Source organism: Bacillus sp. AFS037270, assembly GCF_002585305.1.
In genome coordinates, this window is record NZ_NUNF01000086.1 from 1 (window position 1) to 15,538 (window position 15,538).

At 40.2% G+C, this 15,538-nt stretch carries 15 protein-coding genes and 1 tRNA gene; 10 read left to right on the top strand and 6 right to left on the bottom strand.

Going from position 1 to position 15,538, the window contains the following annotated elements:
- Positions 1-234: 234 nt before the first annotated feature.
- From COD92_RS28945 to COD92_RS28985, 9 genes are all read left to right on the top strand, one after another.
- Positions 235-1,419: a substrate-binding domain-containing protein gene (locus COD92_RS28945; protein WP_098533529.1), complete on the top strand. Its 1,185-nt coding sequence runs from the start codon at positions 235-237 to the stop codon at positions 1,417-1,419.
- Between the two features lie 86 nt (positions 1,420-1,505).
- Positions 1,506-2,279 (top strand): ABC transporter ATP-binding protein, encoded by a 774-nt coding sequence (locus COD92_RS28950; protein WP_098533503.1) that lies wholly within the window; start codon positions 1,506-1,508, stop codon positions 2,277-2,279.
- A complete protein-coding gene (locus COD92_RS28955) occupies positions 2,257-2,964 on the top strand; it encodes an ABC transporter ATP-binding protein (RefSeq protein ID WP_098533504.1) in 708 nt (235 codons plus the stop codon). Before COD92_RS28950 ends, COD92_RS28955 begins: the two co-directional genes overlap by 23 nt.
- Positions 2,965-2,980: 16 nt before the next feature.
- Positions 2,981-3,850 (top strand): branched-chain amino acid ABC transporter permease, encoded by an 870-nt coding sequence (locus COD92_RS28960; protein WP_098533506.1) that lies wholly within the window; start codon positions 2,981-2,983, stop codon positions 3,848-3,850.
- A complete protein-coding gene (locus tag COD92_RS28965; protein WP_098533508.1) occupies positions 3,847-4,845 on the top strand; it encodes a branched-chain amino acid ABC transporter permease in 999 nt (332 codons plus the stop codon). Before COD92_RS28960 ends, COD92_RS28965 begins: the two co-directional genes overlap by 4 nt.
- A 12-nt stretch (positions 4,846-4,857) precedes the next feature.
- Complete coding sequence (locus COD92_RS28970) at positions 4,858-5,037, top strand: hypothetical protein (protein ID WP_098533510.1); 180 nt, start codon at positions 4,858-4,860, stop codon at positions 5,035-5,037.
- Between the two features lie 17 nt (positions 5,038-5,054).
- A complete protein-coding gene (locus tag COD92_RS28975; protein ID WP_098996761.1) occupies positions 5,055-6,065 on the top strand; it encodes a 3-oxoacyl-ACP synthase in 1,011 nt (336 codons plus the stop codon).
- The gene (phaZ, locus tag COD92_RS28980) at positions 6,062-6,961 is read left to right on the top strand and encodes an intracellular short-chain-length polyhydroxyalkanoate depolymerase (RefSeq protein ID WP_098533514.1); all 900 of its coding nucleotides are present in this window, start codon (positions 6,062-6,064) and stop codon (positions 6,959-6,961) included. Before COD92_RS28975 ends, phaZ begins: the two co-directional genes overlap by 4 nt.
- 247 nt (positions 6,962-7,208) lie before the next feature.
- Complete coding sequence (locus tag COD92_RS28985) at positions 7,209-8,717, top strand: acyl-CoA synthetase (RefSeq protein WP_098533515.1); 1,509 nt, start codon at positions 7,209-7,211, stop codon at positions 8,715-8,717.
- Between the two features lie 43 nt (positions 8,718-8,760).
- On the opposite strand, the gene COD92_RS28990 is transcribed toward COD92_RS28985, so the two are convergent.
- Positions 8,761-9,645, bottom strand: a complete 885-nt coding sequence (locus COD92_RS28990; RefSeq protein ID WP_098533517.1) for a selenium metabolism-associated LysR family transcriptional regulator — start codon at positions 9,643-9,645, stop codon at positions 8,761-8,763.
- Positions 9,646-9,801: 156 nt separating this feature from the next.
- A complete protein-coding gene (locus COD92_RS28995; protein ID WP_176541465.1) occupies positions 9,802-10,374 on the bottom strand; it encodes an RBBP9/YdeN family alpha/beta hydrolase in 573 nt (190 codons plus the stop codon).
- Between the two features lie 192 nt (positions 10,375-10,566).
- On the opposite strand from COD92_RS28995, the gene COD92_RS29000 reads away from it, so the two are divergent.
- Positions 10,567-11,982: a DEAD/DEAH box helicase gene (locus tag COD92_RS29000; RefSeq protein ID WP_098533521.1), complete on the top strand. Its 1,416-nt coding sequence runs from the start codon at positions 10,567-10,569 to the stop codon at positions 11,980-11,982.
- A 219-nt stretch (positions 11,983-12,201) separates the two neighbouring features.
- On the opposite strand, the gene COD92_RS29005 is transcribed toward COD92_RS29000, so the two are convergent.
- The 4 genes from COD92_RS29005 to COD92_RS29020 form a co-directional block, all read right to left on the bottom strand.
- The gene (locus COD92_RS29005; RefSeq protein WP_098533523.1) at positions 12,202-13,740 is read right to left on the bottom strand and encodes a solute symporter family protein; all 1,539 of its coding nucleotides are present in this window, start codon (positions 13,738-13,740) and stop codon (positions 12,202-12,204) included.
- Entirely contained in the window at positions 13,737-14,066 is a 330-nt protein-coding gene (locus COD92_RS29010; RefSeq protein ID WP_098533525.1) for a DUF485 domain-containing protein, read from the bottom strand. Before COD92_RS29010 ends, COD92_RS29005 begins: the two co-directional genes overlap by 4 nt.
- 261 nt (positions 14,067-14,327) lie before the next feature.
- Positions 14,328-14,400: transfer RNA gene (locus COD92_RS29015), tRNA-Ala, on the bottom strand.
- Between the two features lie 81 nt (positions 14,401-14,481).
- Positions 14,482-15,171 carry an MgtC/SapB family protein gene (locus tag COD92_RS29020; protein ID WP_098533527.1) on the bottom strand — a complete coding sequence of 230 codons (690 nt, stop codon included), beginning with the start codon at positions 15,169-15,171 and terminating at the stop codon, positions 14,482-14,484.
- Positions 15,172-15,538: the final 367 nt, after the last annotated feature.

Sequence of the window (15,538 nt, forward strand, 5' to 3'; positions counted from 1 at the left end):
CTCGAGGTCATGAGCCAATCCGTCCAAAAGGTTAAAAAGCAACGTTTCGGCCAGCTGGTCTTATGCTTGTCGGGGCTGACCAAGGCGCTTGCGCTTTTGTTCTTTGTAACTCTTCTGTAACTATTATCTCCTATCATAGATTTAAAGCTTTATAGGTTGTTGAAAACATATTAAGGGGGAAAAAGAGTGAAGGGGTATCAGGGGAAATGGGCATTATTAGGCTTACTTATTTTTATGATGGTCTTTGCGAGTGCTTGCAGCTCGGACCAATCATCATCAGACTCAAAGGGAGGCACCAACACAGATAAAAAGGAACCAATTAAAATTGGCGTCCTTGCCTCAAAGACAGGCGCTCTTGAAGCATATGGAAAACAAACATTAAGAGGTTTTGAGCTTGGACTTGATTATGCAACAGACGGTAAACGTGAAGTGGCCGGCCGAAAGATTGAATTTATAGTAGAGGATACAGAAACAAAGCCGGAGGTCGCTGTTCAAAAAGCTACCAAGCTATTAGAAGAAGATAATGTCGACTTTTTAGTCGGATCCTCAAGCTCAGCCGATACGTTAGCTGTTTTACCACTAGCAGAAGAATATCAAAAAGTAATGGTCGTTGAACCGGCTGCTGCTGATAGTATTACCGGTTCAGAATTTAATAAATATATTTTCCATTCCGCCCGTAACTCCTCACAAGACGCGGTTGCTGGTGCAGCAGCAATTGCTAAAAAGGGAGTAAAGATTGCAACCCTTGCACCGGATTATTCTTTTGGACGTGATGGGGTGGCAGCTTTTAAGGAAGCTGCGAAAAAGCTCGGAGCTGAAATTGTAAAAGAAGAATATGCAGACCCTGCCGCTACAGACTTTACTTCTAATATTCAAAAAATCATCGATGCTAAGCCTGATTATCTATTTGTCGTCTGGGCCGGAGCGAACTCTCCATGGAAGCAGCTTTCAGACATGAAGGTCCAGGAAAAGGGCATTAAGATTTCAACTGGTGCCCCAGATATTGCTGCTCTCACCACAATGGAGCCGCTGATTGGGATGGAGGGTTTTACCGTTTACTACCATGACCTGCCAAAAAACAAAATTAACGACTGGCTTGTTGCTGAACATAAAAAGCGGTTTAACGGTGAAGTACCTGATTTATTTACGCCTGGCGGCATGAGTGCGGCGATTTCCATTGTTGAGGCATTGAAAAAGACTAATGGAAATGCTGATGCTGACAAATTAATCACTACAATGGAAGGGATGAGCTTTGAGACACCAAAAGGGAAAATGACCTACCGGAAAGAAGACCACCAGGCCCTGCAATCATTGTATGCCATTAAACTGGAAAAGAAAGATGGTGTTCCGTACCCAGTTCCAGTTCTGATTCGAGAATTAACTCCTGAGGAAACAGCTCCACCAATCTTGAACAAGTAGAATTTAAAAAACAGGAGGGTTCGACCAAGTTAATCAAGGTCGCCCTCTTCCCTTTTTCTAACGCTAAAAAATCAGGTGGTGAAAGTATGTCAACTCTTATTGAAACGAGCGATTTATCGATTACCTTTGGCGGTCATACAGCAGTAGATACTGTCAGCATTGCTGTCCCCGAAAAACATTTTAAGTCTATTATTGGGCCAAACGGGGCCGGAAAGACGACCTTTTTTAATCTTCTCAGCGGCCAATTAACTCCAACAAACGGAAAAATCTATTATCGAGGAAAAGATATTACCAAATTCTCCCCGACACTCCGGACGCGGACAGGGATTGGCCGCTCCTTTCAAATTACCAATGTCTTTCCGAATCTAACCGTACTAGAAAATGTCAGATTGGCCGTTCAATCACAAGCCGGAGTTCGTTACCAGATGCTGTTTCATCATAAAAAATACCGGGTGTTTGAAGAGAAGGCGTTGGAATGGCTAAAGCTGGTCCTCTTAGATGATAAAAAAAATTCGCTTGCCATCAACCTGGCCCATGGTGAGAAACGGAAGCTTGAAATTGCCATGCTGCTGGCACTGGAAACAGAGGTCCTCTTACTCGATGAACCCACAGCCGGCATGTCGTTAGAGGAAGTGCCTGCTATTTTAGAAGTAATCAAAAGAATAAAAAATGAAGGCAACCGGACCATACTCCTTATCGAACACAAAATGGATATGATCTTAGATTTATCGGATTCCGTTATGGTTTTATTTAACGGAGGGCTGCTTGCCGACGGAACCCCTGAAGAAATTATGAAAAATGAAACGGTACAGTCTGCTTATTTAGGAGGTCATTTGAATGAACGACCTGTTGAAGCTTGATCAAGTAGAGACACATATTGGTCAATATCATATTCTCCAAGGGATATCTTTTGATGTAAAGAAAGGCGAAGTAACAGTCCTGCTTGGAAGAAATGGGGCGGGAAAAACAACCACTTTACGTACGATTATGGGGTTAAATCCTGCATCAAAAGGCAGCGTTACCTTTAAGGGGGAACCTATTCAATCCTTGCCAACCTATACAATTGCTAAAAAGGGGATCGGCTATGTCCCGGAAGATCAGGGAATCTTTGCGGGTTTAACGGTAGAAGAAAATATGAAAGTGGCCATTCAAAAAGAAAACGCGGAAACAGCGAAACGCATGGATTGGATTCTAGAATTGTTTCCGGACCTAAAGAAGTTTTGGAAAAAACCCGGCGGCTATTTAAGCGGCGGGCAGAAACAAATGTTATCAATTGCTAGAGCTTATGTAAATGAGAATGAATTGTTGTTAATTGATGAGCCAAGCAAGGGATTGGCACCCATTGTTGTTGAGAAAGTAATGGAGTCGATTTTACAAATGAAGAATCAAACAACCATCGTCTTAGTAGAGCAGAATTTTATGATGGCGAGCACAATTGGTGACCGTTTTTACATTATTGATGATGGGCGGACAGTAAATCATGGCACCATGAAGCAATTAAAAGAAGATGAAGAAATGAAACGAAAATATTTAGGCATCGCTTAGAAAGGAGGACCGTCAAATGGACTTAATCATCAATTTAACCTTAAATGGCCTGGCAACGGGGATGCTGATCTTTTTACTTGCAGCGGGGTTAACGCTAATTTTCGGTTTGATGGATGTGTTGAATTTTGCCCATGGCGGGCTGTTTGCCTGGGGTGCCTACAGTGGACTGTGGGTTTATCAGCAGACAGGCAGCTTTATCATTGGCATTGCCGGGGCAATCATTACGGGCTGTTTGCTTGGAATCATCACCGAGAAATGGATCATTAAACCCGTTTACGGAAATCATGTGCAGCAAATTTTAATTACACTTGGCCTTATGCTTGTTTTATCAGAAATGTTAAAGGTTATTTGGGGACCCAATCAATTAACGGCTTCGCCTCCTGATTATTTAAAGGGCAGCTGGGAACTGGGCGGGGTTATTGTTATTAAATATAGGATCTTTATTATTTTAGTCGGCTTGTTTATTTTTGCCGCCGTTCAATATATCCTTAAAAACACAAAGGTCGGCCTTGTTGTCCGGGCGGGTGTGATGAATAAAGAAATGGTTCAAGCACTCGGGATTAATATTCAAAAGGTCTTTATGTTTGTGTTTATGATTGGTGCAGGTATGGCCGCACTTGGCGGTGTACTGCTAGGCCCCTATTCGGGTGTGATCCATGCCGGAATGGGAATGGAATTTGCCATTTTAGCGTTTATTGTCGTTGTGATTGGGGGCATGGGCAATTTTAAGGGCTCCGTTTTAGCAGCTATTTTAGTAGGATTATCCGGTTCATTCATGGCATACTATGTCCCGGATTTATCACTGGCAGTCAATATGCTTCTAATGGCAGTCGTGTTAATTATTCGGCCCCAGGGCTTATTTGGTGCGGGAGGGGTGAGAAGATGAGATTGATCCAAGGAAATAAAATGACCGCTTTTATTTTAGTCATCGCAGCTTTTCTTATCCTGCTGCCATTTGTGTATGAGTCTAGAAATCTATTCATCTTATTAACCCAAATATTTGTCTTTGCTATTTTTGCGATGAGTTATGATTTGTTAATCGGTTTTACTGGCATTGTTTCGTTTGGTCATGCGATGTTTTTTGGGATTGGCGCCTATTCAATGGGGATTTTTATGAAAAAATTTGAACCGACGATGACTTACTTTTTCCTAGCGGTTTTGTCGGCGATTATTCTTACCGGATTGGTAAGCTTTATTGTCGGTCTGTTGACTCTCCGTCTAAAAAGTCATTTCTACGCCATGTTAACCTTATCGCTTTCGGGGCTCTTTTTAGTGCTGGCGGAAAAATGGCGGTCCATGACATATGGAAACGATGGATTTACCTTCCGCGTTCCTGAATTGTTGATCGACCGGACTCATTTTTATTGGCTCAGCCTTTGCCTCATGGTGGCAATATTTTTATTCTTAAAACGGTTTACCAATTCTCCGCTTGGCCGGGTGCTCCAAGCCATCAGGGAAAACGAACAACGAACCGAATCACTCGGGTTTCAAGTTTTACATTATAAAATTGCGGCGAGTGTCGTTTCCGGGGTGATCGCTGGGATAGCGGGGATTTTATATGCCATTTCGCTAAGATTTGTGAATACCAGTGTGTTTTCCATGGATATTACGTTAGACGCGTTGTTAATGACGATTATTGGCGGGGTTGGAACATTAGTCGGGGCCATCATTGGGGCGGGGTTAATTGAATTTGCCCATGACTGGCTGACTGCACTTGCCAAGGAGCATGTCATCTTTGAACGCTGGATTATTTTCTTCGGCATTATTTATATTTTAGTCGTGATGTTTTTCCCAAAAGGAATTGTGGGGACGTTAAGCACCTATTCGTGGAAACGAAAAAAACAGACTGCTGTAAAAAGTAAAGAAAAAGTGGCAGGATAGAGGGAGGAACTAATGGAGAGTAATCAGATTGCTTCCTTCGTCGTCCGGTTTCAATTAGCAGCGGTTGAAAAAGACACGGCAAAAAAACATTGGAGAATCAAAGTTACACATGTCCAACAGGAAAGGGAAACATTATTTGAAAGTATTGAGGAAGCAATGAAATATATGAAGGAAATGGCAGAACAAGCGTAAGCTTAGGAGGTGCAGCATTGAATATTGGGATTCTTAGTACAGGAATCTATCTGCCAGAGGATTATGTGACGGGTAAACAGATTGCCCAAATGGCAGGTATCCCTCTGCATGTTGTAGAAGAGAAAATGGGGATTAAGAAAAAGTATGTTCCAGGAGAACATGACCATACCTGTGAAATGGGAATTATTGCTGCCAAACGGGCGATAGCTAAAGCCGGGATTAATCCCATGGATATTGACCTTGTCATTTATATCGGCGAGGAGCATAAGGAATATCCGCTTTGGACAGCGGGAATCAAGCTTCAGCAAGAGGTTGGGGCACTAAATGCCTGGGCATTTGATGCGGCATTAAGGTGTGGTACGACCGTTATGGCTTTAAAATTGGCCAAAAGTCTGATGATTGCCGATCCCGGAATTCAGACTGTCTTGCTCGCAGGTGGTTACCGTAACGCCGATTTTATCGATTATCAGAATCCTAGGACCCGTTTTATGTATAATCTTGGTGCCGGTGGTGGAGCCATTCTTTTGAAAGAGAATCATAATGAAAATGTTTTGTTAGAAACAGAGCTGATAACAGATGGTTCATTTTCCGAAGATGTTGTGGTTGTAGCAGGAGGAACAAAGAATCCGATGACAAAGGAGGCACTTGAACAACGGCTTAATATGCTCGATGTTCTCGATCCAGAGGGAATGAAGTCTCGTCTCGAACAAAAGTCAATGGCTAACTTTTTGAAGGTGATTAGGGAATCTGTACGGAAAAGCGGTTATCGGGTGAGTGATATTGCTTATTTAGCTATTCTTCACATGAAAAAGTCAGCCCATGAATATGTTTTAAAAGAACTGGGGTTGTCTCCTGAACAATCTATTTATCTCGAAGATTATGGGCATATCGGTCAAATCGATCAGATTTTGTCATTGGAGCTAGCCCAGAAGAATGGGAAAGTAAAGGATGGAGACCTCGTGGTGCTGGTAAGTGCCGGCATCGGTTATGCCTGGGGAGCGACGACGATTAAATGGGGGAAAGGATGAAGGCAGTGGTAAACATAACAATAAAGGAAGTTCATTTGCCAAACGGCGAGACACTTGCCTATAGAGAAAGAGAGGGCGGGGAACAAAAAGTTTTATTGATTCATGGAAATATGACCTCTTCTAAGCACTGGGATTTAGTTTATGAAAATATCGACGCAAAATATAAGCTGTATGCCGTTGATTTACGAGGCTTTGGCCAGTCAACTTATAACAATCTAATTACGTCGATTAAAGATTTTTCCGATGATGTGAAGTTATTCGTTGATGCGATTCGCTTAAAGGACTTTGCCATTGTGGGCTGGTCAACTGGAGGGGCAGTTTCGATGCAATTTGTTGCTGATTACCCGGGCTATTGTAACAAACTGATTTTATTAGCATCCGAATCAACGAGAGGCTATCCGTTTGACGGTAAACTACATGAAAATGATGAACCGCGTCGCTTTGCTTTACATGAAGAGATTAAAAAAGATATATCTAAAACGATTCCAGTGCAGAAGGCTTATGATACGAATAATACGGAATTATTGAAGTTAATTTGGAATGCAGTGATTTACACGCATAATCAACCGTCGTCAGAGCTTTATGAGGAGTATCTCCAGGATATGAGAACGCAGCGGAATTTAGCGGAGGTTCATCATTCCAATAATACTTTTAATATCAGCCATCATCACAACGGGCTTGTTGAAGGAAATGGAAAAGTGGATGACATTAATGTCCCTGTCCTGGTATTGCGGGGAGAACGGGATTATGTGGTAACAGCAGAAATGACCAATGAAATTCTAGAGGATTTAGGTAGTAAAGCGAGGTTTATCGAATTAAAGAATTGCGGGCATTCTCCACTGGTGGATAATTTGCCGCAGTTATTATCAGCCATTACGCAATTTTTGGATAAATAGTTTAGAAGATGTTAGATCAAGTTACGGCCCTATTTGGGTCGTTTTTTTTGTAATTTGTTAATATCTTTAAGAAATTTGTTAATATAGCTAAAAATTTGTTAATATCCACCGAAAAATTGTTAATAAAGTCGATATTTTGTTAATATCCACTTAAAATTTGTTAATAAAACCAGTTTGTAACTCCAATGTAACCAAAAACCGATAAAATAGAGCTATCTTATTTAGTTATAGAAGGAGCGATTATTCGGTGAGGTGGGAAATGGATTGGCTGGAGCATAGAGCAAGATTAACGCCTAGAAAGAATGCCATTATCGATGAGGAAACTAACAAAACCTGGACATTTTCAGAATTAAATGAGCGAGCATGTGCAACCGCAAACTGGCTTTATGCCCGGGGCACTAGAAAAGGTGATCGGGTCGCCTTATTATCGCCTAATCATATTAGCTATTTTGATTTATTATTTGCCTGCGGAAAAATAGGCGCGATTTTTGTACCATTGAATTGGCGGTTATCACAGCATGAATTGAGGGCCATCTTAGCGGACTGTACGCCCATTTTAATAGGGATACATCAAAAATTCGAAATGCTCACACCAAAATTAACAAGCGAAGGCTTGAGCTCCTTTTTAGTAGGTGAGACGAGTTATGAAAAGATAGTCTCATATCCCATCAATAAAGTTTCAAAAGAGCCAATTTCGGAAACAGACCCATTGGCAATGATCTATACGGGCGGAACCACCGGCAAATCAAAAGGTGTGGTATTAAGTCATCGTGCCATCCTCTGGAATGCGATCAACACGATCGTCAGCTGGAGTTTATCAATGGACGATACAACAATTACCTATTTGCCAATGTTTCATACTGGAGGATTAAATGCCTTGAGCATTCCGATTTTGATGAGCGGCGGGACCGTCGTAATAGGGGCCAGTTTTTCTGGAGGGAAGGCGGTCGAGTCTTTACAACGATATCGATGTACCATTGTTCTCCTTGTACCGACTATGTATCATACATTAATTCAAACGAAAGAATTCGAAGTAAGCTGCTTCCCGGATATGAAGGTATTTTTATCAGGAGCAGCCCCATGCCCGCTCCTAATTTACGAAGCTTTTTATAAAAAAGGGTTAGCCTTTAAAGAAGGATATGGTCTGACTGAAGCAGGGCCGAATAATTTTTATATAAGCCCCGAGGATGCAAATATCAAACGCGGTTCTGTTGGGAAGCCAATGTTATTTAATTCGGTCAAATTGGTAAATGCGGATGGTTGTGAGACCAATGCAAACGAAGTTGGTGAAATAGTAATCAAAGGCAAGCATTCTTTTTCGTTTTATTGGAATCAAGAACAAGCTACTCAGGAAACGGTTAAGGAGGGATGGATTCATACCGGTGATTTAGCCAAGCGGGATGAAGAGGGTTATATTTATATTGTCGGACGGAAAAAGGATATGATCATAACCGGAGGAGAAAATGTGTATCCACTTGAAATAGAACACTGGCTTTCTGAACATCCTACAATTAACGAAGCGGCTGTCATCGGACTACCCGATGAAAAATGGGGCGAAATCGTAGTTGCCTTTCTTTCTCTAAAAAAACCCCACACTGTAGAAGACGAAGAATTAAGAGGTTATTGTGAGTCAAAGTTAGGCCGTTATAAAATTCCTAAACAATTTATTCGTTTAGAGGAACTGCCTAAAACACACGTCGGGAAAATGGATAAAAACAAATTAAAGGAGATTGCTTTAAACAAGGGGAGAGCATAAATTTCTTCCCTTGTTAGTTTGTGTTCAGGGGCGAGTCCAGAAATTATACTAATTCAGCTGCCCCTTCAATAAATAATTTGGATACAATCGATTGGGTTTTATTAATATTATTAACAAGATAAAAATATCGTTCGTCATCAAAGTTCTGAATGCTATACATTTTCAGCATGTGATGGCGGGAATATTCACGCGCAGCTACTTCTGAAATGATGGAGATGCCGACATTTTCAATAACCATTTGTATTAAGCTCTGTCCATCCTCAATATAGGAAACAATATTTAATTGGTCCTTGCTAATTTTATTTTTTTTCAAAAATCTTTCTAATAAAGCGTTCGTTCCTGAATCAGAATTCCTCATGATAAAAGGGTATTGTAAGATTTCATTTATTTCTACTGGTTCGGTTATCCTAATTTCATTAGAGGTAACGAGGACGAGTTTTTCTTTTAATAATGGTATGTAGCGTAATTTATCATCCTCGAATTTCTGACCTAACAACCCTAGGTCAACTGAACCATTTAGGACTTTTTCGGCAACATGTTTTGATGAAGACTGATTGATATGAAAGATGACCTCAGGATATTGCGCTCTAAATTGTTTGATCATTTTCGGAACCATAAACTGTCCAGGAACAGAACTTGTTGCAATTCGAATCATTCCTCGAAGTGATGTCATGCCCTCCTTTAAATCAAGCAAGGCCTGATCTTTAATAAGTAAAAGTTGACGGGCCCAATGATACAACCGTTCCCCATGTGGAGTAAGGATACTTTCCCGGCCCACACGATCAAATAATTTCACACCCAGCGTTTTCTCGAGTCCTTGTATATGTGAACTGACCGTTGATTGGCTTAAGAAGATATCTTCTGCCGCTTTGGAAAAGCTTTTATGTTCAACAACTTTTGTAAATACATAGAGTTGGTGTAAATCCATTAAATCTTCTCCTTAAATTGATATAATCGATGGTGGATGATAGGTGATCTAGATAAATAGTAGCTTACCATAAATACACATCTATAAGTGAACCTGGACTTATTAAATTTGTATGCGTACAAAAAAGGAGTGATGGATGAACATCACTCCGCTGCGTTAATTGAGTATTGGCATTTTATGTGTTAGAGATAAATCAAGTATTGATGGCCACTTTCCATGACCTGATGCCGGATTAATATGACCAGCATTAGGTAAGACAATAGAAGGATGATCTAGATTTAAATAGTTTCCCGCATCCTCCATATTGCAATAAGGATCATTATTTGAGTGGATAAACAATATTTCCTCTGCTGTCCTTGATAAATGGCTGCTAGTTAAAGGTACAGGAAAAAAAGATGCTGCTTCCTTAAGTGTGATCGTTGGAGATGGTGGCGCGACTAGGATTACGCGCTTAGCTAACTTTTTGGTTGTAGCGGCTGCATAATGAAGCCAAAGGAGACAGCCTAGACTATGTGTGATAACGGTAAGTTCTGAATTGGCAGGTATCGTTTCCATCGCCTGATGTAATTCCTTTAACCATACCTTAAGATTTGGTGCATGAAAAGTTGAAAAGGTTGGATAACTCACTGGATAATTTTTTTCAGTTAAAGTGTCCGCCAGCCACGTCTGCCAATGGTCATGGCCGCTCCCGCCTAACCCATGAATAATAAGAAAATGTTGTTGACTCATCATACCCCTCCATTAAATTAAATATACATTATTCCGATTGATTAAGTTGGTATTTCTAAAAATTATAATGTTTTTAAGCCAAAATTACAACAGATGATGGTTAATTAGTTTCAAAAAAGGATGTATATTTGCAATTACCACGATAAACAATCAATATTAGTGAATAGGTAAATTAGAAAGTAGGGGTATTTGTTGTCAGATTTCTTATCGCTAGGCATATCTAAAGAGTTAACGGATCAATTACGCGCTTACGGTGTCGCGGTTCCCACACCGATTCAAAAACAGGCCATTCCATTGGTGATGAACGGGAAAGATGTAATCGCCCAGGCACAAACGGGAACAGGTAAAACCTTTGCCTTTATCTTGCCCATTCTTGAAAAAATAGACCGAAATGCTTCGCACATACAGGCACTTATAGTTGCACCAACAAGGGAATTGGCTTTACAGATCACAGAGGAAATTGAGAAATTAATAGAGAATATAAAAGGTTTAGCTGTATTAGCGGTCTATGGAGGCCAAGACGTTGATAAACAGTTAAAAAAATTAAAAAGAAATCCGCAAATTGTAGTGGGAACACCTGGACGTCTGTTAGATCATATTCGTAGAGAGACAGTACGCTTGGGTGAAACAGATTTCCTTGTATTAGATGAAGCAGACCAAATGCTCCACATTGGCTTTCTTAGTGAGGTAGAGGAGATTATAAAGGAAACACCAAATACTAGGCAAACCTTGCTGTTTTCAGCTACCATGCCGCCAGAAGTAAGAAAGTTAGCAGAAAAACATATGCAGAGACCTGAATATATTCAGATTGAAAAAACACAGGGTCCTGCTATAAGTGTAAAGCAAATGGCGGTTCATACTACCGACAGAGGAAAACAAGCATCACTCATTGATTTAATTGAAACTTATCGCCCCTTCTTAGCGGTTATTTTTTGCCGGACGAAACGCAGGGTCAGTAAATTGTACGATGCACTGAAGGCCCATGGTTTTTCATGTGACGAGTTACATGGAGACCTTTCTCAGTCTAAACGGGAACAGGTCATGAAACGATTTAGGGAGGCAGAAATACAATTGTTGGTCGCAACGGATGTCGCGGCAAGAGGTCTGGATGTTGAGGGAATTACCCATGTCTTTAACTATGACATACCGCAGGATGCTGAAAGTTATGTCCATCGAATCGGTCGGACAGGCAGAGCAGGTATGACCGGACTGGCAGTAACATTCTATTCCTCGGCCGACCGGCCTGCACTTGATCAAATTGAAAAAGAACTATCTATAACCATTCCAAAACAAAATGATGGGAATGCCAAAAAAGAAAAAGAGAAGTCTGAAGAGGGCATCGCGGCAAGGCGGCGTAATCCATCGACAGAAAAACGCGGTCAAGGAAGGGAAAGGCAGAATAGAGATTCAAAAGATCGTAATAGGGCTAAAAGCGGGAATGACAGAAGGTCGGAGGGTTCAAGCAGGGGTCCTAAGAAGGAGACACCTAAGAAATCTAGTGGGGCAAGAGATAGTCAAGGGAAACGGGCTAACTACTCTACTTTCAGCAAATCCAATCGAGGAAGCGGTAAACTGACAGCACCATCTAGAAGTAAAGGGAAGCGATAGAAAAAGAGAGGGACTGATCCATGATCTGTCCCTCTCGGTCTTGGTAAAGGAAATTATAGGTTTACTACTTGTGGATAATTTACAGGTTTAGAAGCGTCCAGCTCCAGCGCCTAGCCCCTCGATGGTCTACAGCCAATCCGTCCAAAAGGTTAAAAAGCAACCTTTCGGCCGGCTCGTCTTATGCTTGTCGGGGCTGACCAAGGCGCTTGCGCTTTTGTTTTATCCTCGAATTCCAATTCCAGTATTGGATTTTACAAGCACTTCATCAAACTTTTTCACATCTGCTTTTTGTCTAGAGAAAATAGTTCCTAAATACCCGGCAATAAATCCAAGTGGAATCGAAACAATCCCCGGAGTAGTATAAGGGAAAATAGGATTCCCAACAAAAATAGCTTTTCCTGCTTCAGGGCTGAAAACATTCGGGCTAATAATAACTAGTCCTATTGCTGAAATCAGTCCAATGACCATAGCCCAGACTGCACCGTTAGTATTAAAACGTTTCCAATAAATGGTGTAAATAATGACCGGTAAGTTTGCACTTGCAGCCACGGCAAATGCAAGCGAGACAAGAAAGGCTACATTTAGAGTTTGAGCACCTAAAGCTAAAATAATGGAAATGACAGAAACACCGATTGCAGCCCAGCGAGCCATACTGACCTGCTGCTTTTCAGATGCTTTACCCTTTCGTAAAATTTCATTATAGAAATCATGGGCAAAGGCAGACGCTGCAGTTAACACTAATCCTGCCACGACAGCAAGAATGGTTGCAAAGGCGACAGCGGAGATAAAAGCAAACAACATATTACCGCCAATCGCTTTGGCTAAAAGAGGTGCGGCCATATTGCCGGCAGGGTTAGCAGCAATAATTTCAGAATTTCCAACAAACGCTGCAGCGCCGAAGCCGAGGAAAATGGTCATGACATAAAAGATTCCAATGATCCAAGTTGCATACACCACAGAAGAACGGGCTGTTTTTGCATCTTTTACAGTAAAGAAACGGACGAGAATATGCGGCAGCCCGGCAGTACCGAGTACTAACCCCATGTTTAAGGAGATGGTATCAAGACCGATTTTGTACTTAACCCCAGGATTTAAGAAAGATTCTTTTAAAGGTGTAGCTGTTTTCATTTGATCAAACATATCAGTGATACTCCAATTAAACTTCGCTAACACAATAATCGAGATTAAGAAAGTACCGCCCATTAATAGAATGGCTTTAATAATCTGGACCCAGCTTGTTGCATGCATTCCGCCAAAAATAACATAGACTGTCATTAAGACCCCAACAATTAAAACGGAGGTTGTGTAGTTTAAACCTAATAATAATTTAATAAGTGCACCTGCTCCGACAAGTTGGGCAATCATATAAAAAATAGAAATGGCAACTGTATTCATAGCTGCAAACCCGCGTATTTTTTTAGCATCAAAACGAGCTGCAATCATATCTGCAAAAGTATATTTCCCCAGGTTCCTTAATGGTTCTGCTACCAAATAAAGAACGACTAAATAGGCCACTAGAAAACCAATGCTATAAAAAAATCCGTCAAACCCTGTTAAGGCGACTGCTCCGGCAATTCCAAGGAATGATGCTGCTGACATATAATCCCCAGCTATGGCCATGCCATTTTGCCAGCCTGTTAGTCCCCCTCCTGCTGTGTAAAATTCGCTTGCATTCTTTGTTTTTTTAGAAGCGAAGTAGGTGATGATTAATGTAACGAAAACAATGCCAAGAAACATGATAAATGCAGGAGTATTCATTCGTTCTTTCCTCCTTTTTGGACCACTTCATTTGCTAACTTATCAAATTTAGCTGCTTTTTTTGAATAAAGCATACATAATCCCCACGTCATAACGAATTGTAGGAATGCAAAGACCCAAGCCCAGGTAATACTTCCGATAAATTTATGATTTAGGATGGTTGAATAGGAAGTGAGAATAGGCAGTGCAAAATAAAAGCAAAAGAAGAAGATCGTGATTGGAATAATAAACTTTTTCTTTTCGGAGAGTAATTTTTGAAATGCAGCTGAATGAACAATAGTAGTGTAATCGCTTTCAGAATTGATTTTTGTTTTCCGTGCCTCCAATGGGAAGCCCCCCTCTCATTTACATATAAGCATGACATAGGGTGTAAATGGTATAACAAAAAACGAAGCTAGAGTAGAAAGTCCCTCCCTTTTTCAAAAACAGATTTTTCTTAAAATTACAACTTCATTTTTAATTATAGTAACAATAAAAATAAATAAGCAAGCAAAAATATAAAAAATAGTAATTTTTTACTATTTTTGGAAAAGTGTAGTTAGCGCAAAATAAAAAAACTCTCTGCTTTCGCAAAGAGTTTATTAATATGGAGACTATCGGGATCGAACCGACGACCTCTTGCATGCCATGCAAGCGCTCTCCCAGCTGAGCTAAGCCCCCGTTTATGTGGTACAAGAAGAATTATATCTGTCTTATAAAAATCTTGCAAGTGGAAATTTAAAGAATATGATATTTTTTATTTTAACTCTCAATTTCCACTTTTTTCACGCCATTTAATTCAGAAACAGCAGCATAAACCTCTGTTGTTTTTTCTCGATAATCCACGGCAACTAGGATTTGGACTAGATGGTCTCCATTATCCAAATCTTTAATCCTCAGCCGGCGGATAATATATTTCTTGCCCATTAAAAAAGATATAGCTGGTTCAATTTGTTTCTGGTCCCTGATAAATAATTGAAGATTAATTTCTTTTTCTCGTAATTGCTTTGGACCAAATAGTTTCATCAAAAATGGAACTAATTCAACACTTATAATCAAAAGAGCTACGCCAGCAAACGCCTCAATGTAAAATCCAGCTCCTACTGCAATACCAATACCTGCAGCTCCCCAAATCATCGCTGCAGTTGTTAAACCAGAGATACTGTCGTTTCCTCTTCTTAATATAACTCCGGCACCTAAAAAACCAATCCCCGAAACAATCTGTGCAGCTAATCTCAACGGGTCCATCGTGATTTTTACATTATCTGAGTTTGGAAACATATACGCTGACTGAATTGAAACAATGGTAAGCAAACAACTTACCACTGAGATAACGAGACTTGTTTTAAGGCCTACTGGTTTCCTTTTAAGTTCTCGTTCCAGACCAATAATAAGTCCAAACACTGCAGAAATTCCTAGTTTAATCAATATATCCGCATCTGCCGTATTCATAAAAATTCACTTCCAATACTCAAGTTGTATTTTAATTTTAAACTATATAAGGGTATAAAGGGAAGAACTGAAAGTCCCGATCATAAGACCATCTTGCTTATTAATATTATTGATTAGATTTTAAAAAAAATTTAAAAATTATATTGCAAACATTTATTTGTCATGATATATTAATTCTCGTCCTCAGTGAGACGGTCAAACAACGAAAAAGAAATTTTAAAAGTTGTTGACATTAAGTTGAGAGATATGTTACATTAGTGAAGTCGCTTTTGAGCGATACAAAAATGAGCAAGATAATTGTTCTTTGAAAACTAAACAAACAAAAAGGTCAACAAACAATAATATTAGTTTCTCAAGAAACTAAGCC